Origin of the sequence: Paenibacillus woosongensis, assembly GCF_009725165.1 — a bacterium.
In the GTDB taxonomy this organism is placed as follows: Bacteria; Bacillota; Bacilli; order Paenibacillales; family Paenibacillaceae; genus Fontibacillus; species Fontibacillus woosongensis.
In genome coordinates, this window is the sequence record NZ_WNZW01000001.1 from 321,330 (window position 1) to 344,251 (window position 22,922).

At 48.5% G+C, this 22,922-nt stretch carries 23 protein-coding genes; 5 read left to right on the forward strand and 18 right to left on the reverse strand.

Features of this window, described 5'->3' with window-relative positions:
* Nucleotides 1–9: 9 nt before the first annotated feature.
* The 7 genes from GNP95_RS01585 to GNP95_RS01615 all read right to left on the reverse strand — a co-directional run bounded on the left by GNP95_RS01585 (nt 10) and on the right by GNP95_RS01615 (nt 4,563).
* Nucleotides 10–624 (reverse strand): flavin reductase family protein, encoded by a 615-nt coding sequence (locus GNP95_RS01585; RefSeq protein WP_155609166.1) that lies wholly within the window; start codon nt 622–624, stop codon nt 10–12.
* A complete protein-coding gene (locus tag GNP95_RS01590; protein WP_155609167.1) occupies nt 624–1,238 on the reverse strand; it encodes an alpha/beta hydrolase in 615 nt (204 codons plus the stop codon). The genes GNP95_RS01585 and GNP95_RS01590 overlap by 1 nt, the downstream gene beginning before the upstream one ends.
* Entirely contained in the window at nt 1,238–2,188 is a 951-nt protein-coding gene (locus GNP95_RS01595) for a ring-cleaving dioxygenase (RefSeq protein ID WP_155609168.1), read from the reverse strand. Before GNP95_RS01595 ends, GNP95_RS01590 begins: the two co-directional genes overlap by 1 nt.
* A 30-nt stretch (nt 2,189–2,218) precedes the next feature.
* Nucleotides 2,219–2,845 (reverse strand): nitroreductase family protein, encoded by a 627-nt coding sequence (locus GNP95_RS01600; RefSeq protein ID WP_155609169.1) that lies wholly within the window; start codon nt 2,843–2,845, stop codon nt 2,219–2,221.
* Between the two features lie 37 nt (nt 2,846–2,882).
* Nucleotides 2,883–3,278 (reverse strand): DoxX family protein, encoded by a 396-nt coding sequence (locus GNP95_RS01605; protein WP_155609170.1) that lies wholly within the window; start codon nt 3,276–3,278, stop codon nt 2,883–2,885.
* Nucleotides 3,279–3,369: 91 nt separating this feature from the next.
* Entirely contained in the window at nt 3,370–3,810 is a 441-nt protein-coding gene (locus tag GNP95_RS01610) for a MarR family winged helix-turn-helix transcriptional regulator (RefSeq protein WP_155609171.1), read from the reverse strand.
* A gap of 96 nt (nt 3,811–3,906) precedes the next feature.
* Nucleotides 3,907–4,563, reverse strand: coding sequence for a YdeI/OmpD-associated family protein (locus tag GNP95_RS01615; protein ID WP_330163218.1), 657 nt, complete (start codon nt 4,561–4,563; stop codon nt 3,907–3,909).
* Between the two features lie 157 nt (nt 4,564–4,720).
* Here GNP95_RS01615 and GNP95_RS01620 point away from each other — a divergent pair, with 157 nt between their 5' ends.
* Nucleotides 4,721–5,377, forward strand: coding sequence for an SGNH/GDSL hydrolase family protein (locus tag GNP95_RS01620; protein ID WP_155609173.1), 657 nt, complete (start codon nt 4,721–4,723; stop codon nt 5,375–5,377).
* Nucleotides 5,378–6,753: 1,376 nt separating this feature from the next.
* Here GNP95_RS01620 and GNP95_RS01625 read toward each other — a convergent pair.
* The 4 genes from GNP95_RS01625 to GNP95_RS01640 all read right to left on the reverse strand — a co-directional run bounded on the left by GNP95_RS01625 (nt 6,754) and on the right by GNP95_RS01640 (nt 9,948).
* Complete coding sequence (locus GNP95_RS01625; protein ID WP_155609174.1) at nt 6,754–7,227, reverse strand: low molecular weight protein-tyrosine-phosphatase; 474 nt, start codon at nt 7,225–7,227, stop codon at nt 6,754–6,756.
* 105 nt (nt 7,228–7,332) lie between these two features.
* The gene (locus tag GNP95_RS01630) at nt 7,333–8,229 is read right to left on the reverse strand and encodes an aminoglycoside phosphotransferase family protein (protein WP_155609175.1); all 897 of its coding nucleotides are present in this window, start codon (nt 8,227–8,229) and stop codon (nt 7,333–7,335) included.
* A gap of 360 nt (nt 8,230–8,589) precedes the next feature.
* The gene (locus tag GNP95_RS01635; protein ID WP_155609176.1) at nt 8,590–9,333 is read right to left on the reverse strand and encodes an SDR family NAD(P)-dependent oxidoreductase; all 744 of its coding nucleotides are present in this window, start codon (nt 9,331–9,333) and stop codon (nt 8,590–8,592) included.
* 27 nt (nt 9,334–9,360) lie between these two features.
* Nucleotides 9,361–9,948: a TetR/AcrR family transcriptional regulator gene (locus GNP95_RS01640; RefSeq protein ID WP_155609177.1), complete on the reverse strand. Its 588-nt coding sequence runs from the start codon at nt 9,946–9,948 to the stop codon at nt 9,361–9,363.
* Nucleotides 9,949–10,070: 122 nt separating this feature from the next.
* Between GNP95_RS01640 and GNP95_RS01645 the strand changes: the two genes are divergently transcribed.
* Together GNP95_RS01645 and GNP95_RS01650 are read left to right on the forward strand one after the other, a co-directional pair.
* Nucleotides 10,071–10,454 (forward strand): DMT family transporter, encoded by a 384-nt coding sequence (locus tag GNP95_RS01645; RefSeq protein ID WP_330163219.1) that lies wholly within the window; start codon nt 10,071–10,073, stop codon nt 10,452–10,454.
* Complete coding sequence (locus tag GNP95_RS01650; RefSeq protein WP_155609178.1) at nt 10,455–10,769, forward strand: DMT family transporter; 315 nt, start codon at nt 10,455–10,457, stop codon at nt 10,767–10,769.
* Between the two features lie 195 nt (nt 10,770–10,964).
* On the opposite strand, the gene GNP95_RS01655 is transcribed toward GNP95_RS01650, so the two are convergent.
* The 3 genes from GNP95_RS01655 to GNP95_RS01665 are packed head-to-tail and all read right to left on the reverse strand — an operon-like array spanning nt 10,965 to nt 14,393.
* Entirely contained in the window at nt 10,965–12,269 is a 1,305-nt protein-coding gene (locus GNP95_RS01655; RefSeq protein WP_155609179.1) for a sensor histidine kinase, read from the reverse strand.
* A complete protein-coding gene (locus tag GNP95_RS01660; RefSeq protein ID WP_155609180.1) occupies nt 12,262–12,936 on the reverse strand; it encodes a response regulator transcription factor in 675 nt (224 codons plus the stop codon). The genes GNP95_RS01655 and GNP95_RS01660 overlap by 8 nt, the downstream gene beginning before the upstream one ends.
* Nucleotides 12,937–12,962: 26 nt before the next feature.
* Nucleotides 12,963–14,393 carry an alpha/beta hydrolase family protein gene (locus GNP95_RS01665; protein ID WP_196427040.1) on the reverse strand — a complete coding sequence of 477 codons (1,431 nt, stop codon included), beginning with the start codon at nt 14,391–14,393 and terminating at the stop codon, nt 12,963–12,965.
* Nucleotides 14,394–15,290: 897 nt separating this feature from the next.
* Between GNP95_RS01665 and GNP95_RS01670 the strand changes: the two genes are divergently transcribed.
* The gene (locus GNP95_RS01670; protein ID WP_155609182.1) at nt 15,291–16,271 is read left to right on the forward strand and encodes a glycoside hydrolase family 43 protein; all 981 of its coding nucleotides are present in this window, start codon (nt 15,291–15,293) and stop codon (nt 16,269–16,271) included.
* Nucleotides 16,272–16,427: 156 nt separating this feature from the next.
* Nucleotides 16,428–17,057 carry a DUF2306 domain-containing protein gene (locus GNP95_RS01675; protein ID WP_155609183.1) on the forward strand — a complete coding sequence of 210 codons (630 nt, stop codon included), beginning with the start codon at nt 16,428–16,430 and terminating at the stop codon, nt 17,055–17,057.
* A gap of 126 nt (nt 17,058–17,183) precedes the next feature.
* On the opposite strand, the gene GNP95_RS25970 is transcribed toward GNP95_RS01675, so the two are convergent.
* The 4 genes from GNP95_RS25970 to GNP95_RS26515 form a co-directional block, all read right to left on the reverse strand.
* Nucleotides 17,184–17,297 carry a YjcZ family sporulation protein gene (locus tag GNP95_RS25970; RefSeq protein WP_230873627.1) on the reverse strand — a complete coding sequence of 38 codons (114 nt, stop codon included), beginning with the start codon at nt 17,295–17,297 and terminating at the stop codon, nt 17,184–17,186.
* 123 nt (nt 17,298–17,420) lie between these two features.
* Complete coding sequence (locus GNP95_RS01680; protein WP_330163220.1) at nt 17,421–19,361, reverse strand: TOMM precursor leader peptide-binding protein; 1,941 nt, start codon at nt 19,359–19,361, stop codon at nt 17,421–17,423.
* The gene (locus GNP95_RS01685; protein WP_155609184.1) at nt 19,358–20,905 is read right to left on the reverse strand and encodes a hypothetical protein; all 1,548 of its coding nucleotides are present in this window, start codon (nt 20,903–20,905) and stop codon (nt 19,358–19,360) included. The genes GNP95_RS01680 and GNP95_RS01685 overlap by 4 nt, the downstream gene beginning before the upstream one ends.
* Before the next feature lie 219 nt (nt 20,906–21,124).
* Nucleotides 21,125–22,915: a glucuronyl esterase domain-containing protein gene (locus tag GNP95_RS26515; RefSeq protein WP_155609185.1), complete on the reverse strand. Its 1,791-nt coding sequence runs from the start codon at nt 22,913–22,915 to the stop codon at nt 21,125–21,127.
* Nucleotides 22,916–22,922 lie beyond the last annotated feature (7 nt).

The window sequence follows — 22,922 nt, forward strand, 5'->3', positions numbered from 1 at the left end:
ATAAATTTATTATTGCGGCCGCTCAATTTCAAACATCTTGCCGAGGCCAGCGTAGGAACTGCCGGCGAGCCGGCTGACCGGATTCAGCTTCACGGGGTCAATACGGCCCTCTTCATAAATTTCCTCCTCCACGATAAATCGCACGACGCGGGCAATGAGCAGATCCGTAGTCGGCGGCGCATCCTCCGTTCCGCCCAGCGCCACAAGCTTTTCAAGCACGCATTCCATCCGAACCTTCGCTTCCCGGATGCCCGGTACAGCAATGACCTCGCTTGCAACCGTCGTCAGACTTGTCAAGGCAATCTCGCTTTCCTCCGGCGCCAGATTCGCCGCGGTCTCATTGACGGCTGCGGCCATGCTTTCATCGACGATGTGAACGACAAGTTCCCCGCGTGCGGCCGCATTTCTGGCCGTATCCTTCGCCACTCCGTTTTTGCGCTGGACAGCTATGGACAGCATCGGAGGCGAGCTCGAGACGATCGAGAAATAACTGAAGGGCGCCGCGTTGAGCACTCCGCTCTCGGACAAGGTCGTTACGAAAGCAATAGGTCTTGGAATGATGCTGCCGATGAGCAGCTTGTAATTGTCCCGCTCGCTCTGCAATGACGGATCAATCGATATCATCAGGCATTCCCCGTCTTTTCACGAAACCAGGCTGCCGCGGCATTGACTTCGCTGCTTGTGAGCTGGTGCCCGAAATTCTCCCAATGCACGGTTACGTCGGCCCCCGCTCCGCTTAACAGCTTCTCAAGCTCTTCCGTCTCGCCAGGAGAACAAATCGGATCATTGGTCCCCGCCCCGATAAAGACGGGAACCCCGGCTAGATTCGGAAGCTGGATGCCTCGCAGAGGAACCATCGGATGATGGAGAATCGCCCCTTTGAAGGCATGTTCATAATGGAACAGCAGACTGCCGGCAATGTTCGCTCCATTCGAGTAACCAATCGCCACCAGGTTCCCCCGGTCGAATTCGTATTCCTTGGCAGATTGATCCAGAAAATCATGCAGTTCCTTTGTGCGGAAGATCAAATCCTCTTCGTCAAAGACCCCTTCCGCGAGCCGTCTGAAGAACCGCGGCATTCCGTTCTCTAGTACGTTCCCTCTTACTGCAAGAACAGAGGAGTTCGGCGATACCAGCTTGGCCAGCGGCAGCAAATCCCGCTCCGTTCCGCCCGTCCCGTGGAACAGCACCAGCGTTGGCGCTTTCGTATCGATCCCTTTTTCAAAAAGATGTCTCATCACTTTTGCCCCTCCTTTAACACCCTAACTTCAATTGGCTCAAGATTAGCCTCGATCTGCGCCCGCACTGGTTCGAACCATGATGGAAGCATCAGTTTCTCGCCCAGCGCCTCCGGCTCCTCATCATGGGCAAAACCCGGAGGATCGGTAGCTATTTCAAAGAGTATTCCGCCTTCTTCCCGGAAGTAGATGGCATTGAAGTACTGGCGGTCGATGATTTGCGTCGGGTTAAAGCCGCTTTGGCCGACCTTTTGCTGCCACTCCTCGTGTTCGTCGAAGTCCTTTGCCCGCCAGGCGATATGGTGAACGGTGCCGGCTCCGCCGCTGCCCCATTCCATATCCTTCAATGGCACATCGATGATGTTGCCGATCTCTCCCGAGGCTTGGAACCGGGCGTAGGAATCGTTCTCCGCCACTTTGCTAAATCCGAGAACTTCCTCGAGAACCCGCATCGTTTGCTTAGCATGCACGCTAAATAAAACAGCCCCGCCAAAACCTTTGATCGCCTTGTCTGCAGGAATTCCTCCGAATGACCAAGTGCTGTTGGCACCTGACCCCCGTTCTACGAGTTCAATCCACAACCCTTCGTTATCCCGGAAATGCAGGTAATCTTCACCAAATCGCGATGTTCTCGTTAGCGAAATGCCGAAGCCTTTCAGCCGATTTTCCCAGAACCCTAGCGCTCCTGGCGGTACGATGTATGTCGTGATTCCTACCTGGCCGCCTCCGACCTTCCCGCGCCGGGAATCCGGCCAAGGAAAGAAAGTAATGATCGTCCCCGGACTGCCGTTCTCATCACCAAAATACAAATGGTATACTTCCGGAGCATCAAAATTGATCGTTCTTTTTACTAATCTTAATCCGAGAATACCGGCGTAGAAATCGACGTTCTCCTGCGGACTCCGCGCGAATGCTGTAATATGATGAATGCCTGCTGTTTGTAATTTCATAGTTATACACTCCTTTGTATGAATTCAAAATTAGAAGCCGTTATACGTAACGAACTCGCCGACTGGCTTGCGATACCCGCGCAGCCGCTGTCCAGATAAATCCTCTTTGCCCAGCGCGATCAGCATGACAGGGACGTATTGATCCGGAATGTTCAGTTCCTTCCGCATTTGCTCAGGATCAAAGCCGATCATCGGGCAAGTATCCCAGCCTTTGTCCTTCGCAATCAGCATAAATAGCATTGCCGACAGGCTCGCATTGCGAATGGCCTCATCCCGTTTAAATGAATCGCCCCGCTCCTCATAGAACCGAGTTACCGATTCCACCGTCATATCGAGCTCCTGCTTATTTATAATACCCAAATGCAGCATTCCCTCGTTAAGCTGTCTCACATTTTGGTAAGCATTCAAATCGCCAAGAACGAGAATGGCAGCCGAGGCGGTCTTAATCTTGTATTGCTTGTTCGCGGCCTCGTACACTTTGTTTTTCTTCTCCGGATCATGCACGACAACGTAGTGGGCATGCTGCAAATTAAATGCAGACGGCGCATACTTCACAAGACTGAATATTTCCTCCAGCTCTTGCTCGGAGATTTTTGCCTCCGGGTGAAACTTCGTTGCAGACCTTCTCTCTTTTAACACATTCATAAGTTCGCTCATGGTAAAAACCTCCGTCCATTTAACGTATTATGTTCTATTACAACAGAGCATCCAGCGAAATATGACCTGCGCCCGTCAATGCCATGGCAATCGCAACAACGAGCAGAACCAGCGGGTATTCATAGCCGTTTGCCGTCGACCACAAACCGTTCTTGAAGTGCACCTTGACGATCGCTCCCAGCATAGCCAGCGCAATGAGGGCGGCTGCCAGCGGCATAAGAAATCCTAACGTGAAGAGCAGTCCTCCGACAAATTCCATGAGCCCTGCCAGCACCGCCATCAGTACCCCCGGTTTGATGCCGATCGATTCCATCCAACCGCCGGTGCCCTTGGGCCCGTAGCCTCCGAACATCCCGAACAGTTTCTGTGCCCCATGACCAATAAACAATAGCCCTACAACTAAACGAATCAACAATAGTCCTACATCCAACATGGTTTCTCATCCTCCAAATTTATTTTGAACTTCATTATCTTTAATTCAAGATATTTGTGAAAAAAAGAAGAAGCGGCTGCAAACCCGTTTGCTAGGAGCTCTCCGCTCCTTTGCCCAGACGTTTGAGGAGTTCGATCGCCTGCAGCTTCTCTTCGTAGTTAAGTCCGCCCAGCTTCGAATGAACAAATTCGGAATGATCCGGGAAAATCCGCTCGAACAACTCGTTTCCTTCCGCCGTAATTTCGGCGTAGATCACTCTTCGGTCCTGCTCGCAGGGTACCCGCCGAATAAGTCCTTTCTGAACGAGCTTATCGATATTGTAGGTCACGCTACCGCTGGTGATCAGAATTTTATCCCCGATCTGCTGCAAAGGAATCCGCCCTTTGTTATACAGCACCTCCAGAATTGTAAATTCCGAAGGGGATAAGCCCCGCTGCTTCATATCCTTGATCGCTTGATCCATGATCGTCTTGTAAGCTTTGGAGAGCACAACAAACAATTTCAGCGAAGCAGTATGTTCTTGATCCGGCATATCGGTCACCCCCATTTATCTTGTGTTCAAATATCTTGAATTAAATATATCTTGTTTTTCCCCGCCTGTCAACCTTTTTTATAAAGATAGTATTTCCTACTGCTCTCTTCTTCTGTATAAATCCAGTGACTTATAGCCCTGAGCCAAAATATCTTTCATCTGCAACAGTCGCTTCTCCTGTGTCTCGCTTCTTTTTGCGCTGTATACATAACGTGCCCAGTCTTTCTGATAACCAGCCGCTAAATGATCGTATTGTTCCAGCAGTTCCTTATCGCTGCTCAAATACTCGCGAATGCTGGAGATATAATCCACGTAATCGTCAACCCGCTGGCTGCTCTTTGTGTTAGTCCGTTTACTCTTCCTTTGAGCTTGCGATTTCAAGCCTATAACAGTAAAGACATCATCCATGCTGACCATCCGCGAAAACTTCAATGTGCTGCCGGATACATAGCCTTCCTCATTCACTACGTTTTGTTCAAAGAAGCTGTCCCGGTCGATATACTCCTTGTATTTGCGGTTGCTTTTCTTTGGGTAGGCAAAAAACAAATATCCATTCTCTTGAATGGCTTGCTTACGAATAATGAGATCCAAATACTCCTTAAACTGATCCATATTAAATATGAATACAAAAATAAGATCATACTTCTCCTTCGTCATTTCGGTATCGAATTGCAGCTCGTTAAAGTACGCTATATCCTCCGGCTGATTCAGGATCAGCTTCGATTCGTATTTATTCAGATTTAATTTTGCCACGATATTATTTGGTGAATTGTTCATCGTCTCCGACCTTTCTTGTTATGAAGTCATGCTGCCTAATCTAAATGATAACATAAAGGTTAAGCAGGAAATAAAGAAGCCCAGGTAGAAATGTGATGTTAAGTAAAACACCCGAAGGGAGATTGAGACAGGAATGCTGTTGGAAAAAGGACAAAAACTGCTGTTCATTGGAGACTCGATTACGGATTGCGAGCGTCAACGGCCAGATGGAGAAGGATTGTTTTCCGCTTTAGGCAAAGGATATGTCGCTCTGGTTGACGCCCTGCTGCAGTCGGTCTATCCGGAGCTGGGTATACGTGTAGTGAACAAAGGGAACAGTGGCAACACCGTACGCGACTTGCAGGAGAGATGGCAGGAGGATGTGCTCGATCAAAAGCCGGACTGGTTGTCCATCATGATCGGAATTAACGATGTATGGCGCCAATATGATACGCCGCTAATTACCGAGTGGCATGTCTATGCCGAGGAATATGAAAAGACACTGCGTGATCTCGTAGCCAAGACGAAGCCGCAATTGGAAGGGCTTGTATTAATGACTCCATTTTATTTGGAGCCCAATCCCGAGGATAAAATGCGCAAGACGATGGATGAATACGGGGCGATCGTGAAGAAGGTCGCTGCTGATACTGGTGCGGTATTCGTCGATACCCAAGCGGCGTTTAATGTAGTGCTTGAGGAGCTGTACCCGGCAACGCTGGCCTGGGATCGCGTCCATCCTTCCTATACAGGGCATATGGTACTGGCCCGGGCATTTTTGAAGGAAGTCGGGTTTGAGTGGAACCGGGGTTAGGATAGCTATATTGGGTTTAGCTGAGACTAATCTTTATGCGGTAACAACAAATGACCTCTGGATGATGTTCGATCCGGGGTCATTTTATTTTTACTTTCGCAGATAAAATATACCCTGAACCTAAGTGTATCATTAGTTTCAAGGTGGGAAGGTGAACGGCTTGACTACGAAGTTGGCCAGACAAAGAACTGTCCTCGTTAATACGGACGCACGTAGACCAACGGGCAACAGTTCAGTTCAAGCTTGGATTAGGCTGATGCACGAGGGATTGTGTTTGATTTTTCATACACAATCACAGCGTCCGACCGCTGCACGTATGCTTGTGTATGATTTTTCAGATACAATCATAGCATCGGACCGCTGCACGAGGGCCTCTGTATGATATTTCATACACAATCACAGCGTCCGATCGCTGCACGAGGGTCTCTGTATGATATTTCATACACAATCACAGCATCGGATCGCTGCACGTATGCTTCTGTATGATATTTCATACACAATCGCAGCAGCAGGCCGCTGCACGAGGGCCTCTGTATGATATTTCATACACAATCACAGCGTCCGATCGCTGCACGTATGCTTCTGTATGATATTTCATATACAATCGCAGCAGCAAGCCGCTGCACGAGGGCCTCTGTATGATTTTTCATAAACAATCACAGCGTCCGACCGCTGCACGAGGGTCTCTGTATGATATTTCATACACAATCACAGCATCGGATCGCTGCACGTATGCTTCTGTATGATATTTCATACACAATCGCAGCAGCAGGCCGCTGCACGAGGGCCTCTGTATGATATTTCATACACAATCACAGCGTCCGATCGCTGCACGTATGCTTCTGTATGATATTTCATACACAATCGCAGCAGCAGGCCGCTGCACGAGGGCCTCTGTATGATATTTCATACACAATCACAGCGTCCGATCGCTGCACGTATGCTTCTGTATGATTTTTCATATACAATCGCAGCATCGGACTGCTATCGCAGCATCGGATTGCTACCTGGTGCACAACAAGTACTTAACAGTAACTGCTCGATCGGATGAACGAAATCCTCACAACAAAAGTAGGTGTTCAGCCCACGACATGCTTACATCGTCAGCTCCATCATCATATCTCAACTCTGCCCAGTTACACCAAGGCTTATTTACAGATTACACGCTGCGAAAGTTAAGTGCTTAAGTATTCAACTGCCCTTACGGAATGACAGTAACTTTGATATGGTTTAACCTTATTTATGAATGCCTTAATAACCTTATAATAAATTGTATGTTTCCCTCCCCCTACAAAAGACTAAACCCAATCAGCAGCATCAATAAACGGCATGTCCTTCCTCACAGAAAGACATGCCGTTTTATGTTATAGCGGATATTAATTCAATCCCTGCTCTTCCCGAATAACCTGCAGCAGACGCTGGCAGCCTTCGTCTATCATCTCGTATACCTCTTGGAAATTGCCTGTATAGTAAGGATCGGGAACATTCCCTCCAGCATGCTTCGGCACGAAATCAAGCATCTTCTTGACTTCCACCTTGCGGTCATCCGGAAACCACTGCGCCAAATCCTTAACGTTCATATCATCCATAGCAATGATATATTGGAAGTCATGGAAGTCACTTTTGCTGACCTGTCTGGCGAACATTCCGGCATCGTCGATACCGTATTGCTTTAAAATTTTGCGGGTCCCTTCATGCGGCGGCTTGCCGATATGCCAGTCCCCCGTTCCCGCAGAGTCAACGACGATGCGATCCGCTAAACCGGCCTCATTCACCTGGCTGCGAAATACCGCTTCTGCCATCGGAGATCTGCAAATATTACCCAGACATACAAATAACACTTTAACCATTGCGTACATTTCCTCCTCACTCGTACCATGCTATCTCTATTTAATAAATCACCTCAAAATGCGCTTCTGTTAACTGTACTATTGAACGGGCACTTTTTCAATGTCCTAACTTGGCAAATACCAGCTTGGGACCGAAGTTTCGAAGCCATTATACCACTCTAGCACCTGTTCCGCCTGTTCCAGCATGTTTTTCACTTCTGCTTCACCATAGGAAACCGCCCACGGAACAGACGCTATCTGATTGCACGCTATATATAACGCCATTAACTTAAAAAACAGTTCAGGCACCTGATCATGAAAATACCCATGAATCCGGCCTGAGGCGAATTCTGCGCTCTCCTTGGCGCACCAAGTAATACGATTGAACTCCTCCCAAGGGTCTCCATCATCTAGGCGATTAAAGTCAATGATACCCAGCTCCCCGGAGCCTGAAACAACCATATTTCCGAGATGATAATCGCCATGCTGAAAGGTCACCGGCCTGCTCCCCAATAAATAACGATGGGCTTCTATATATTTTAGAACTTGCTCCGCTCCCTTAAGATGAGTCCCGCACGTCCGGTAATTGGCGATATATTTATCTATTTTCAGATTATAGCGCTCAGCCCAAGATAAAGACTGAATCTGCGCCGGAATTTCATGCAGAGATCTTAATATTTCTCCCGACTTCATGCCAAGCCGATATTGTTCTGAGGGACCAAGCCTATGAATAACTTCTCTTGCATCCTCACCTTCAACCCAAGTAAACAGGGTATAGACTGACCTGCCTTCATTGCAAATGCCAAAATCCACCGGTCGAGACATAGAGATATCCATATGTATTAGCCGACGAACAGATTCATATTCCCATTTCTTACGTTCATACTGAGACATGTCCGCCAATCTAAGCAGTAATTCCCTGCCGTCGTTCGTCTGAATATAATACTTCTTATCATCCGACCATCCTGCATGAATCTGTTTTATTCTCGTCCATGTCCTTGCATCAGGTATCTCTCTATGCATCAGGTACACCTCTTCTCTACTCGCTGCAGCTCCCGCCCAAAACCAGACGAGCGTTCCTGCAGGTGATTGGTTAAGTTTGCGCGTATTTGGATGAGCAAGTCGGGCTCGTGGCCGCTACTCTTCCATGGATTCTAAGATGCGACATAACAATATAGATTGGCAAAACGCCGGCATGCAGGCATCATGGACGGTGTTTCACCGGAAAATTCATCCTCCGCTAGGTATCCGTGGAGAAAACATGGTTCCTTACGGTTGTATTCTTTAACTGGAACGCATTCCTGCCAGCCACCCAGCGCCTGCACCATATCCATGGCATACCAATAATCCAGACTTGGATTGTTCTCCGATCAAAATTTCCCGTCACCTCAAATAGGAGCCATTATTTAAATCAAAGGTAGCTCCTGTATAGTGTCTGGATTTTTCCGATAATAGGAATATTACCGTTTCAGCTACATCCTCAGGAAGTACGGGGGAATCGATTAATTGGTGGCTGAGATATTCCTGCTTTCTCCAGTCGGGGATGACGTCCATCATGGACGTGTTAACCATCGTCGGTGCAACGGCATTAACACGTATGTATGGCGAAAAATTCATTGCACAGCTTTTCGTTAATCCGAGCAAAGCCGCTTTAGATAGCCCATAGACAGCATCTGAGCTACCTTCGATCCCAGATACGGAAGAAATATTCACAATCGTTCCCTTTCGCCTGTTGGACTCATTTCCGATCAGCAGCTTGCCGAACATCTGAGAGAAATAAACCGCCCCCTTAATATTCACGTCCATCACCGTGCTGATCTCATGCTCCTGGTAATCCATAATGCTTTTGGCCAAATAAATGCCCGCATTATTGACTAAGCCGTTTACATCACAATGCTTCTCTGCAACATACGCAAAAAAAGCAGCAACCTGGCTGTAATTGCTGACATCCAGCTGATAGGTTGTGAGAGTTCCTTGTGCATCTATGGAAGACTCCAGTTCATGGAGCTTATGCTCGTTGATGTCACAGGCAATAATCGAAGCCCCTTCACGCAGGCAAAGCTGTACAATTTCTTTTCCGATCCCCGAAGCCGCGCCTGTTACGATTACTTTTTCATTTAACAGCAAATTGAATCTCCTCCTGTACTACCTTCCTCATTCCCTGCAAATCGAATCGAGATGATACTGAAGCACATTGATGATACGACTTCGGTCCACCCGCTCAGGGTCGAGAAGTGCATGCATGGCTAATCCATCTATCAAAGCGTACAGCCTTTCAATTTCGAACTCAAGGTTCAAACCTTCCTTCAACCACCCTGTGGAATGCAAGTAGCCGACCATTTTCTGGAACGCTTCATATAGCCCGTCATCAATAAGTCCGACCGTATCCTTCCGATGCTTCACATGGGCAACAAAGGCAAACCAGACGTCCATTTCAATTCGTGTTTCCTCATTAATCGGCACGATTTCAAGAAGCATCGCCATGACCATTTCCTTCGGCGGCAAACCCCGCCTTATAATGGCCTTAACGCGCGCAGTAGCTCTATCTTTGACCAGCGTCATCGCATAGACAAGCAAATCATCCTGGTTTTGAAAATAATGGCGTAACGCTCCAAGCGAGAGCCCCGCCTCTTGTGCAATATTACGCACCGTCGCCCCTTCCATCCCTTTATCCAGAATGACCTGCCACATCGCCTTAGCAATGCGCTCCCGTCGTTCTTCATGATCTACGATTTTTGGCATAAATCCAGTGTAATCAAAATAGAGAACATAAGCAATTAAACAATACACTTGTATTAAATAAACTTATTGTGGTAGTATGGTTCTAAATAATACAAATGTATTAAAAAGAGGGGGAGAAAACTGTGATTTCAGATCAAAATAAAGAAACCAACATTCTAAACAAAGGCAAGCCATTAACAGGGCGGATGGCGTGGCTTTTTTTGATCGCTGCGGGAGTCATAGAAATTTATTGGGCTTCAGCTCTTAAAAGCAATTCGCTAGGGATTCTTACCTTAATCGCCATTCTTCTTAGCTTCGAGTTATTGATAAGAGCCACGAAGATGATTCCGATCGGAACGGGATATGCCATTTTTACCGGAATCGGTACGATCGGGACGATAGTCGTTGACATGTTCTATTTTCAAGAGCCCTTTAGATGGGTCAAAATTCTGTTGATTCTTCTATTGGCGGCATTTATCATTGGTTTGAAAATTTCCGATGGCGGCGTGAAAAAGGAGGGGGCATAAATGGCGTGGGGCTACTTGATTATCGCGGGGCTATTTGAAGTTATCGGTGTCATCGGCGTGAAGAGGGTTGCTGAACGGAGCAATTTCCTAAATAACTTGATACTAATCGCCGGATTTATCATCAGCTTTACTTTTCTAACCTATGCCATGAAGGATATCCCTCTTTCGACGGCATATGCAGTTTGGACCGGAATTGGCACGCTTGGCTCTACTTTGATCGGAATATTGTTTTTTAAGGAGCCGCGAAATACGTTAAGAATCATGTGTATTCTAGGCATTATCTTCACCATTATCGGTTTGAAGCTGGTGAGCTAATGGCCCTTCACACAGTGGCGCACAGTCATAACGCTCAAGCCAGATTGGCTTGGGCGCTATGTGCTCACGCGTACTTATTCGTGTGTAATCTATGCTCGTTCGTACTCCTATAACTTAGTCTGGCGAATCCAGCTCAGCTCCAGCGGACAGCAAGAAAACATCCGGATAGAACGGCAGGGCCTTCTATGTAATTCGCTACGCTGCATAGCTTGGCATGACAGGAATTTGAACGACAAACGCTTTGCCGCTCACGTATTCTGAATCTATAGAAATGATCCCTTCATGAAAATCCACGATTTTCTTGACGATGGACAAACCTAAGCCATTGCCATCTATATTTCGGTCTCTAGCCCGATCCGCTTTGAAAAATCGCTTAAATATTCGCTCTCTGTCTTCAGGCGGCACGGGAGGGCCATTATCATAAAAACGGATTTCCGCCTGTTCCTTGTCCGCCAGCAGCTCGATAATAATCCTTCCACCGGCAGGAGCGAACTTAATTGCATTTGACATAAGATTGATCCATACCTGGTTCAGAAGCTCCTCATCTGCATAAACCATCGTTCGAGCCCCTATCATCTCCACCTCCAGCTGTTTATCCGACCAAAGCGGCTCAAAGGTGAGCACCGTTCTCCGGATCTGCTCAGCTAAGTCGAAGTATGCCGGATTAATCGCATACCTTTCCGAGTCCAACGCAGCCAAGCGGAGTAAATTATCGCTTAACCGCGATAAGCGTTCACTCTCCTGTATGATAATTTGGAGGGCCCGCGAGCGCTCCGAGTCTTGAAGCGACCCTTCAAGAAGCATGGCGGAGAAGCCTTTCATTAAGGTGAGCGGGGACTGGAATTCATGGGACACGTTAGCGACAAACTCCTGCCGTTCCCGGTCCAACTGCCCCAGCTCCGCAGCCATATGATTTATAGCTTGGGAGAGCGTCCCCATCTCATCGCGCTGATTCGCAGGCAGCCTCACATCGAAATCACCGGTTGCCAGCTGCTTAGCCGCAGCCGTTACCGTCTGAATGGGAGTAACTAAACGCCTCGCAAAAAATAAAATAATGAACCCGCCCACGAGCAGGACAATCAATAAGATGAGTCCGATTTCCGTGAAGCCCGAGGATTCACTGGAAGCCGCTTGCGCAAGCTCCATCTGGTACGTCCCCCCGTCTAATGGCCACGGCAGTGCGACTGATATATCGCAGTCGCAGAAATGGTCGGCAGCAGCCCAGTTATAAAATTGAATCTCCTGCGAGTTCGGAGCAGTTATCTTCATTTTGACGGATGAGAGCTGAGCCGCGCTTTCAAGGAATGTCCGCTGATCCTCCGGCTGCGTTTGACTGTACAATTGAATAAGCTGCTGGCCTTTTAGAGCAAGCTCCTGTTCTGTGTAGCCTTCGGTGGAATCCTGAAACAAAAAGATAGACGCAGCCCAAGCGGTTACCACACCGAGGAGCACGGCAGCAAGATAATAGACAACGATGCGTACATAGAGCGTCTTAAACATGCTTAACCTCCAGCCTGTATCCAAGCCCCCTGACAGTTACGATTTCAAAGCTGTCCGTCAGTCCGGAGAACCTTTCTCTTAGCCGCTTCACGTGTACATCTACAGTTCGTTCGCCCCCTTCAAAATCATCCCCCCAAACACGTTCAATAATTTGCTCACGGGTTAAAGTCCGATTGGGCTGCGAGGCTAGACGATACAACAACTCAAACTCTTTAGGAGGCAAGGATATGACTTGCTGGCCAATAGAAACCTGTCTCTCGGCATTCATGTATAACTGACCCACTTGTAGAGAGTATCCCCGGTCCAGCCGGTATCTCCGCAAAAGTGCTTTTACCCTGTAGCTCAGTTCCTTCGGATCAAACGGCTTCACCACATAGTCATCCGTACCTGCCTGAAAGCCGGTTACCTTATCGAGGTTCGTCCCCTTGGCCGTCAGCATGAGCACCGGGATATCCAGATACCGTTTGATTTCGCGGCACACTTCGAGTCCGTCCGGGCCAGGCATCATGATGTCCACGATCACCAGCTCCAGTCTTTCATCATGGATCATGGCAATCGCCTCTGCACCATTAGCCGCTTCCAGAATGCCGTAATGATCTGACCGCAATGCAAGTCTGACCAGTTCGCGAATAAAAGGATCGTCATCCACTACCAATATTCTTATCATCCAGGTTCTCCTCTGCCACTTCATCGTTATTCCGCTGAATGAACATGTTCAGCTTTCACATGATCATCGAAAAACCGCACCAGCTTTTCATTAACCTCTTCAAGCAAAGATAGGTCGCGGTTGCCAAACAAAGGCGAGTACAGCACGATATCGGAAAAGCTCATATGATCAGCCCCGGGAACCACCCACTCCATCCCGCCATTTTTTAATATTCCTTCCTTTCGTTGGACCAGCTCGGCCGCCTCTCTGGCATATTCATTATTAAGGTCGAGTCCTGAGTATTCGTTAGAACCTGACCACTCCTCCTCAGACAGCTCTAAATTGGCAAAGTCATCACTATAGCTTGTTTGAATGTATAAGAACGGATGGGGCAGTCCGTCTTCAATCTTTGCGCCAAATGGGAAGCCATCCATATTTACACCAGACAATACCCGGGAATCCTGGTGCATAACCTGGGCTGCAGCTGCCCCGCCAAAAGAGTGGCCGAGCATGCCGATCCGATGGAGGTCCAGCCTTCCGGCTAAAATATTTTGCGGATCTTTTTTATCTAATTCATGCAATCTATGGAGAACAAACTTGATATCATCCACCCATAGCTGCATATGTTCATCCATATTATCCCAGACCAGCGAATCTTCCGCTATAACTACTTTTTCTTTCGTTACTCGTCCATCTGGAAACAAAGTCGGGATTTCCGTATAATACGGATGCTCTACCGCTACTACGATGTAACCATGGCTCGCCAAATTTTCAGTCATACTTGTGTACATGAAATTAGAGGCTCCAAAACCCGGAGAGAAGAGAAGAACAGGGTACCCGGACAGGGCTGATGAGACCGGCAAATGCAGATAGGAATGTGTCTTGACGTTTGTAAGAGAATCTATGATTGCATTTACATACAGTGGTTGACCTTTGCCTAATAATTTCAGCTGCCTGGCAGGATGAGCATAGGGAGCGGGCCGCATGTTATCCACTAATTTTGCCGGGTACCAGACCCGGACCATAACCTCCCGGTTGTCGTCTTCCGCAGCAGTCCACACCTCCGCACGACTGTCATCGATCCAATGGTAGCTGACCGTACCCACATGATGGGGTCCCGTTGGACTTGGCAAAACAATGAGCGGCAATGCATATAGAGGGACAGCAAACGCAGCTGCCACCGTCACGGTTCCCACACTCAGTGCGGTAATCCTTTTCCATAACTTCGGTCTTTCATTCATTTCAATCGTCTTTCTGAACAACGCGCCAAATATGAAGCATAACAATATCACAGCAAAGAGAGCATAGAACAATATCATTTGCACCCTATAACCTTCCAGCAGCATATGTCCTCCAAAGATCAAGATGCCGGTGCCAGCCACGGCAAACATTCTTTTTCCCTTCACTAGAACGCCTGACACATATCCTAAAATAATCAACATGATGACCAGAGCCATCCCCATCTCCAACCACTTCAATTGAAATCTCCCCTTTCGATATGTAAGGGAGGATAGCAGGGAATTATGAACAATTGATGAATAAAACGGCATTTCGGCTGAAATACAAAATCCCAACTTCAACGGGAATGAAAGTTGGGATTTTGTGTTTGATCATGATCGTTCATGATCGACAACGGAATAAGAATAACGAGGATAAAAGCTGATCAACGCTACAACCAATGTCCTTCGGGGCACCGAGTTACGCTCCTCTGCTATGTTGAAATTGTTGGAACGACTCTCATTTAAGTAGATTTTGGCAATTTGTACACGCATTTTATGAGGATGTTACAGAATTACAGCGGGAATGAACATGTCAGGATCAGGTACTAATAAGGTAACTAAATGTATTTCATGCAGTTAGTTCATCGGTTTATACCGTATTCGCGGGAACTAACTGCAGAACCTGCATTTAGTTTTAAGCTATTTCGACGAATTCGCTCCATTCACGTAAACTAACTGCATGTTTTCCATTTAGCGCATGGTTTTTTGATAAAAGAGCTTAACTAGCTGTATAAAATACATTTCACTTTTAAATGATCAATGAATGGTGCCCTGCGATACAAAAACCGCATTTTTTCTGGGACAGACTCCAGATATAGAGGGGTTGGGCCGCTTTTGCATCATTTGAAGCTTAAAACAGCTTTGTACAGCTTCAGCAGACGGTTAATCGAGAATGCTTTGAGCAGCTATGCACCTCGTATTCCAAGCAAACTTGAATTCGACGCCTTAACCTCAGGCGGACTACAGTCATCTTCGGAATTAAATATAGTTTTTTGGTGAAAAACAAAACATTCTTTGGGTCTATCTTCGCTGTATTTTTGCTAAAATAAAAATAGTCAGCCTATTTTTCTAGGACGCTACCAAGGAGGAATTCCAATGAGCAAACCAGTAAAGCAAAACGAGCCTTTAGTTACTCATATTTATACCGCAGACCCTTCTGCCCACGTATTTGAGGGCAAGCTGTACATCTACCCTTCGCATGACCTTGATCATGAAATGGAATCCAATGACAACGGCGACCAATACGATATGGAGGATTACCACGTCCTATCCATGGAAGATACTGAGTCCCCTTGCGTCGACCACGGCGAGGTTCTGCATCTTCGCGACATTCCATGGGCCAAGCAGCAGCTGTGGGCTCCCGATGCCGCCTACAAGAACAATACATATTACTTGTTCTTCCCAGCCCGGGATCATGACGGCATCTTCAGACTCGGCGTAGCAACCAGTTCTTCCCCAGCCGGACCGTTTACCCCGCAGCCGGACTATATTCCGGGAAGCTTCAGCATTGATCCTGCCGTTCTCGTCGATGAGGACGACAAAGCATATATTTATTTCGGCGGCCTGTGGGGCGGACAGCTGGAGAAATGGCAAACCGGCACCTTCAAGCCTGACGCAGAGGGGCCTGCTGCAGACGCGCCTGCGCTTGGGCCAAGAGTGGCCGAGCTCAGCGAGGATATGCTGACCTTCAAAGACACGCCTGTAGAAATATCCATCGTGGACGAGGACGGCAATCCGCTGCTTGCCGGCGATGAGGATCGCAGATTTTTCGAAGGACCATGGGTTCATAAACATAACGGGTACTACTACCTGTCCTATTCAACTGGTTCTACACACAAAATCGTCTATGCGATGAGCAAAAATCCAATGGGTCCTTACGTTTACAAAGGGACGATTCTAACGCCTGTGCTCGGCTGGACCACCCACCATTCTATCGTGCAATTCAAGGACAAATGGTATTTGTTCTACCACGACAGCTCCTTGTCCGGAGGAGCCGACAACAAGCGCAGTGTGAAGTTCACGGAACTGAAATACAACGAAGACGGGACAATCCAGACGATCGATCCATATAAATAAGACAATGTGACGGGATCGTGCGGCCAAGCTGTCATTGGGGAGCACGGTCCCGCATTTTGTTATTGTTAAATTCTGCTGGGTGGGTTATCATGTAGCCGTCCCGAGTCGCGTTCTTGGCGGCGGGGCTCCATCACAATTTTATGGGGTTACATCACAATGCTGAACAAGAAAGCGCTCTATCTTCTCTCGGTCGTTTCACTAGCCTTTATCATTTATGTCGTCTATCATAACTTTGTTTACGACCCGCAAGCGGCGGGCTTTCTAGGCCACAAATCAAATCTTAAACGGCCTCTCCAAATTCCCGTTTGGCTTAATGTCATGTATATTCATGTCATTTTTGCCTGTCTAGCCATGGGTTCGGGCATCGTCAATTTTTCAAGGAGCATATTCGAGCGCTCCCGCAAATTTCATAAGATCAACGGTTACCTCTATTTCGTATCCGTATTTATCGTCTCTTTGACGTCCGGCTATATGGCTCCATACGCCACGGGCGGAAAGCTGACCAGCATTCCCTTCAATCTGCTGAATATCATCTGGCCCGGCATGACGGTGATCGCGCTGTATCATATCAAAAAACGGGACATGATTCGCCATCGTAACTGGATGTTCCGCAGCTATGCCTTCTGTTTTACAAATCTGTTCATCCATCTGATTTCCTTGCTGTGCCATCATGCATTTGGCCTCGCTTATAAGATTAGCTACATCCTCGGGGTGTACGGCTCAATCACGCTGCTGCTTATTTTGCCATCGGTGGTGTTAGCGCGCAAGAAGAGGTTATTTATCTAACTCGGAAATAACTTTGTATGTACGTTCATATATGGTCAATTTATAAACAAGGGATGACCAGGCAAGAAAAATGCCCAAGCCGGTTCGGCTTGGGCATTAACTATGAAGATGAACACAGCGCAATCATTAGATAACAAACGCACGGGAAACAATAACCAACAGAATGAAGAGCACAAGGATTACGCCTGTGCTAGTAAACAGGCCGCCGCCACAGCTGCCGATTCCACCCAGTTCTCCCATAGTTCATCCTCCCTTCCAGGTTTCTTCTTAATTTTATGATGAAGTACCGTTCAGGGATTGGACTGGTATCTAAGATTAAAAAAAACTTGCAATTTGCCTAAAAGAAGGCTTCCGTTATAAACACTACGGGAATGGATGGGGAAAAGGATTGAGATCTTGGGGAGCAAGCCTGCGGCTTGCGTATCCTAGCTTCATGGGAAGATCCAGAACCCGATCCAGACCGTTCAGCCGGGTAAGATGATGGCCGAAGGTCATCGGCAGCATTCCTGGAATCAGTACTTTCACACAGTGCAGTCCATGACGAAGCGTCTCCTTCGACGATTGATCGACAACAATAACATCCAATTGTAAATCACGGAACACTTGAAGAACTAATTTTAAGTCCTCCGTTAAATCTTCGTTAGCCGGGAAGGGGCGGAATTCTTCAGCAAAGGTCCGTAGAGGGCGCTGCTCATCCAGCAGAAACCACAGCCTTTCCTCTGCTTGCGGCAAGCTGTACAGCAGAGAATGATCTTCCATATGCTCGACAAGGTACGAATCATCCAGCATTGCCCCTGCCTCTTCCTCGCGCTCTCGCCGCCTCTTCTCAGCAAACGGAAGCAGGCTGGCGAGCTCGTGGACAGCGCTCTTGGCTGCCCTGACCGGGTCCAGATGAGCACCCGCGGCACATAGCAGGTGTACGCCCTGTTCGCTGCTTCCTTTGGCCAGAGCCCATATGCTCGGGATTCCGTTATCCATCGTCGTATTGTACAAATGTACTTCGTATCCCATGACCGCCTGTACACGGCTGATCATTAGAGAGAGCTCGGCGTCACCCGACGAGCTATGCTGCAGCCGCGGCACCGGAAGCCTCGCATACCAAGTCATCAGGAAGGAGTCACGCTCAACGACCTCGAGAATCCCGTACAAAATCGCTTCCTCCAGACTCCCCCCCACGGCGCAACCGTTTGAGGTTTCGTAAACGAATCCCCCTCCGTCGCCCATGCTGTAATAAGCGAGCAGCCTAGGAACCAGAATGGGTCGCTGCTCCAGGAACGAGTAGCCCCAAACCCATTCCATGGGAGATTCCGGATCAAACCGTTTGAAGGAAAAATCCGCCTGCTCATATTGCTCCTCGGCATGTAAGCCCACCCTGGCAGGGTCGATTGCGACATCCTGCAAGCGAGCATAGCTGTCGAACACGACCGTTCGTTTACCCCGGGGTTCGATGCCGCAATACCGTTCCAGCCCCTCCAGCAGGGCTGCAAGCTCGCTGCTCTTATAGGATTCAGAACGCCCCCCCGTCACTTCATCATAGTAGCCAACCGGCAGGTTAAAGGCGACGCTGGCAAATGGAGACGCCATATCCCAGTACTTGTCATTAAAAAAACCGGTACGGCGATCCCAATAATTCTTAGCTAAAATTTCCTGCAAATCATCCATCGATCGGCAGCGGTAGCTTTGCCCCAGCTTGCGGCAGGGCTTCAGCAGTATTTCGGCCGATTCCGGCGTGTCATCCGGCATATGGCCGCAGGCCGGACATGCTCCGCGAGGGAGAATATAATGAGTGGTGCATTCCAGCGTGCCGAGATGAACAAGATAGACGTGGTCCTCGCAATTTGTCCTGTCACCCCGCATAATCTTTACTGCTTCCGCCGCAACGATGTGTGCCATGTATGTCAATCCGGCCGCTAGCGGCCTGCCCTGGAAGGAAGGAATATAATCGGGATCGACCAGCTTCATCAGCATTTCCTCTACTTCTTCCCGATGGCTTCCTGCTAAAGACAACCTTGCCTCCGCACATTGAAAACAGCCGGTTTCCCCCGGACGAACCAGCGGGCCAATTACGCCTTCTCCCAAAGATATAAACGCACATAACCAAGGGATTCCCAGTGACTGTAGAATTCCCTCCGCTTGGCGTGACAGGGAGGAATCCGCCTGCTCCTCTTCCTGCAGCACCAAAACGAGCTTTGCTTCCGGTACGCCTTCGCTAAAATCCGGCCTCCGAATGATCGAATAACCGGGTAAATACTGACACACCGTGTCCGCAAGCCTTCCCTCCCCAACGATGAACACGGAACTCACAGAACCTCCTCCTCCTCTTTGAGGATAACTCCATATAATACAAAGGGTCCTTCTCCAAGGAATGACTCGCTTCGCAGATCGAATACAGCTAAAGCAGCAGAGGACTGCTTCAAATTTTGAACCGCCTCCTGCGTCAATGACGGATAATCCATAGGTTCGCCGTTAGGAATCATGGCCGCCCGGGCCCCCTGATCCTCCTCAATCACAGGCGCTATCTTCGCAGACTCCGCCTTATCCAATGCTTTCTGGAGGGAACTGCGAAGTGCCAGCGTAAAGCTAAGGTCTGCGCTAACGTACCATGAAGTGCCCGAGCAAACCCAGACTACAGAAAAACCAAGCAGCGGTTCGCCCGCAGCAATAAACACCTCTCCTCCCGTAATATTTAAAGCTTCCAAGTAATAACGGCAGCGGACATCTTCCGCTTCCGTCCATGCTATACGCCTTACATATTGTCTCCGAGATTGCAGCCGTTCGGCCAGCTTCTGCTCCAGGCACAACCTAAGGGCACGCCCTACCGCTTCCGCAGCCGTGCTCCCCGCTCCGACGGACACGCTCTCCTGCAAATACTGGGGCAAGCCTGCGAGCTGAAGGGGCAGCAGCCGGGCAGCGTGAGCTTCCAAGCCCGCCAGTGCCGACGCTCGCCGCGCTTCATCATGCGTCAGCCCGCTGCGGACGATCGCAGGGAGAAGCTGCGCGGGACCTGCCGTTAACGGATCGACAGGTTGAACAAGGCATTGCGCCAGCGGAATTTGAATTAAGTCGCCTTCCCCCCAGTTATGGAATATGCCTGTCACCTCTGAAGTCAAATTATTGAAATAGGCGAACCAATCGTCCGGAGCCACAGGCTCTGCGCTAATTTCAAGGATTCGGCCAAGCTCCGGAGCTTGGATCTGCCGTGCGAATTCATACCCGGTTACAAGAGGATGTGGAACTATCTCATGCCAGCATCCGGTTAGCGTCTCCGGCTCCAGAATAAAGCATTGCTTCCTGCAATCGAGCTCCTCATCTTCTCTTCCTGCTTTTTGCCATTGATGCACGACAACATTCGTTAATACGGCGGCAGCCGTTGATGAAATCCGCTCCTGATCACGGCTCTTGGGAACAACCGTGGCATGGATACGCCGCCAAGCTGATTCCCATCCTCCGCCCCCGCCGGGTTCAGCCAGAGGTCCTATCCATCCCAATCCATGAGCGGCAACGGCGGGAAGCATCGGCCTCCTCTCTGCTATACAAGCCTCCTGAAGCTGCCGAAGCTCCCCCCAATCATCCGTCTCCGCAGCATAAATAATAAATTGAAACGGCTCTACGATCCTCTTCCAGTCGGGTTCCTCGTTTTCCGCAGCTGCAAGGATTTTTAGTGAAACCTCCAGGTTAACGCGACGCGCGCTGTCCCGGAGTTGTGTCAATTTTGCCGTGTCTGTGGCCTCTATGTCGCTTATGAATACGGAGAGCTTAGATAAACCGGATTCGTACCATGATTCGGCAAATGCGAGGAGCATGGGACCGAACCCAACCGCGAGCGTATCTTCTTCCTGAAGAGGCATTCAGCAGAACCTCCTTCCGTAGATTTTTTGAATTTGCAGCATTTAAAAAAAACCGACATGATTGCTTTCCCGAACGACAAAATTACTTCAAGATATGTCGCCGCCTTTTTTTCTATGACTACGTCACCAGTCGTCGCGGCAAAAATTCAATATTAAACGAAAAAAGGCTAACCAGATCATGGTTAACCATATGAATACGAAAATAACAGCGGTTAAATTCTAGGGTTCTATTCCCCATACAAGCGTTCCATTCTGATAGAGGGTAACGTGATCCCAATCCGTATAAGAGGTTTTAGCTGCATCATACGAGTAATCATTTGTCTCATCGAATTTAGACCAATCCGATTTCGACATTCGCAGTTGAATATCCCCCGTCTGCCCTCCTGCTGGAATGGCTTCAGCCCCCGGGCCAAAACCTAATTCAACATAAGCATCCGCAAAGGCAGTAGTAATATTGGCACTGCCGATCTGTGCCCAGTCGATCCAGGCATTCACCTCCGCGCTGCCATCCTTGCTAAAATAGTAGCGGAGCTTGAGATCGCTCAAATTGACGGCACTGGTGCCGTTATTCTTAATATTGAAATGCGGTTTGATCTGATTGTCGCTTGCATTCGTATCACCAGCTTTATACTGTACAACCAGGCTTCCGCTTGGTGTCGGTGTCGGTGTCGGTGTCGGTGTCGGTGTCGGTGTTGGTGTTGGTGTTGGTGTTGGTGTTGGTGTCGGTGTTGGTGTCGGTGTTGGTGTCGGTGTTGGTGTCGGTGTTGGTGTTGGCGTCGGTGTCGGCGTTAGCGAGGGAATTGACCAGTCTACCCACCTTGCTTTATCGAAGGTATATCCTCGATCCGTCTTTGTAATGTTGGTGTTGCCAGTGCCCCCGCCAATTAGGAACTTCTGAATGTAAGCGGTTACCTCTGGTTGCTGAGATGCTGGAAATGAACAGTGTGCATGACCGCCTACTTGCGAAAAACCCATTCGATCAGATACACCGAGCGCATCCCATACCATTCGCGAAGTCATTGCCGACTGATAAGCACTGGATGGACCTAGCCAATCGTAGTCGGGATTCTCAATGATCATTAGTGCACGAGGTGCAACTAATGCTGCAATCGAATGCATATCGAAAGGAAGTTTATTGACAGCATTGCCAAATTGGGAAAATGAAGAAGTGAACCAGGTATTTTCCGTCACAATCTGTGACAATGTCTGTACGTTTTGGCCTGAAGCTAGCAGGCTGTCGTTTATCCGCCAGCTAGATGATCCCCCTGCGCCAGGTTCTTGGGGGATAGTCAAAGCAATTCGCTCATCCCACGCACCTGCTGCGAGAGCGCCTTTTCCATTACGCGAACAACCTGTTACACCTAGCCTTTGAGCGTCAATACGGGTTGCTGAAGTGGTCTCAAGGGCATCAATCAGGCGGCTGACGCCCCAAGCCCATGCCATAATCGAGCCAGCAGAATGATTACTGCCATATAGATCATAGAACTTTCCTTTTCCGCGGGAGCTTGCATTGGCCTGATTAGCGATATCATCATTAGGCAAATTAATGACAGCAACGCCTAGCCTGGATAATTCCGCATTATTCAGATTAGACATGCCTATTCCGATGACCGCAGGATAAGGCGCGCTCCCTGTGCTCGGATACTGTATGGTAGCCGTGAAGGAGACGGATTTGGAGCCAAGCCTGCTGGTTACTGTAATGTTGTTATTACCGTACGATCCTGTAACAGAATCTGGTTTCGGAGGTTTGACGCCGTACTGGAAGTTCTCGGCCAAAGCTTTGATTTCATCACGGCGGGACGACCATTGATCTTTATGGGTCATACGTGTACCATCCAAAAACATAAAAGGATCGGGAAGCTTCGGATTTTCCTGGAGAGATGAAAAAGGAGGTATCGTTATAGCTGCTGCAGCGCTGACTCCCTCTGAAATATGAGTGCCTATCGATAAACACACTACAATAGAGAGACATAGAATAACTGAAATACCTATTTTGATCCGTTTAAACATTCTTTCT

What these genes read in the sequence shown, in the direction of transcription:
- GNP95_RS01585 (WP_155609166.1), bottom strand. Translation starts at nt 624, where the DNA reads ATGATATCGATTGATCCGTCATTGCAGAGCGAGCGGGACAATTACAAG.
- GNP95_RS01590 (WP_155609167.1), bottom strand. Translation starts at nt 1,238, where the DNA reads ATGAGACATCTTTTTGAAAAAGGGATCGATACGAAAGCGCCAACGCTG.
- GNP95_RS01595 (WP_155609168.1), bottom strand. Translation starts at nt 2,188, where the DNA reads ATGAAATTACAAACAGCAGGCATTCATCATATTACAGCATTCGCGCGG.
- GNP95_RS01600 (WP_155609169.1), bottom strand. Translation starts at nt 2,845, where the DNA reads ATGAGCGAACTTATGAATGTGTTAAAAGAGAGAAGGTCTGCAACGAAG.
- GNP95_RS01605 (WP_155609170.1), bottom strand. Translation starts at nt 3,278, where the DNA reads ATGTTGGATGTAGGACTATTGTTGATTCGTTTAGTTGTAGGGCTATTG.
- GNP95_RS01610 (WP_155609171.1), bottom strand. Translation starts at nt 3,810, where the DNA reads ATGCCGGATCAAGAACATACTGCTTCGCTGAAATTGTTTGTTGTGCTC.
- GNP95_RS01620 (WP_155609173.1), top strand. Translation starts at nt 4,721, where the DNA reads ATGCTGTTGGAAAAAGGACAAAAACTGCTGTTCATTGGAGACTCGATT.
- GNP95_RS01625 (WP_155609174.1), bottom strand. Translation starts at nt 7,227, where the DNA reads ATGGTTAAAGTGTTATTTGTATGTCTGGGTAATATTTGCAGATCTCCG.
- GNP95_RS01630 (WP_155609175.1), bottom strand. Translation starts at nt 8,229, where the DNA reads ATGCATAGAGAGATACCTGATGCAAGGACATGGACGAGAATAAAACAG.
- GNP95_RS01640 (WP_155609177.1), bottom strand. Translation starts at nt 9,948, where the DNA reads ATGCCAAAAATCGTAGATCATGAAGAACGACGGGAGCGCATTGCTAAG.
- GNP95_RS01650 (WP_155609178.1), top strand. Translation starts at nt 10,455, where the DNA reads ATGGCGTGGGGCTACTTGATTATCGCGGGGCTATTTGAAGTTATCGGT.
- GNP95_RS01655 (WP_155609179.1), bottom strand. Translation starts at nt 12,269, where the DNA reads ATGTTTAAGACGCTCTATGTACGCATCGTTGTCTATTATCTTGCTGCC.
- GNP95_RS01660 (WP_155609180.1), bottom strand. Translation starts at nt 12,936, where the DNA reads ATGATAAGAATATTGGTAGTGGATGACGATCCTTTTATTCGCGAACTG.
- GNP95_RS01670 (WP_155609182.1), top strand. Translation starts at nt 15,291, where the DNA reads ATGAGCAAACCAGTAAAGCAAAACGAGCCTTTAGTTACTCATATTTAT.
- GNP95_RS01675 (WP_155609183.1), top strand. Translation starts at nt 16,428, where the DNA reads ATGCTGAACAAGAAAGCGCTCTATCTTCTCTCGGTCGTTTCACTAGCC.
- GNP95_RS25970 (WP_230873627.1), bottom strand. Translation starts at nt 17,297, where the DNA reads ATGGGAGAACTGGGTGGAATCGGCAGCTGTGGCGGCGGCCTGTTTACT.
- GNP95_RS01685 (WP_155609184.1), bottom strand. Translation starts at nt 20,905, where the DNA reads ATGCCTCTTCAGGAAGAAGATACGCTCGCGGTTGGGTTCGGTCCCATG.
- GNP95_RS26515 (WP_155609185.1), bottom strand. Translation starts at nt 22,915, where the DNA reads ATGTTTAAACGGATCAAAATAGGTATTTCAGTTATTCTATGTCTCTCT.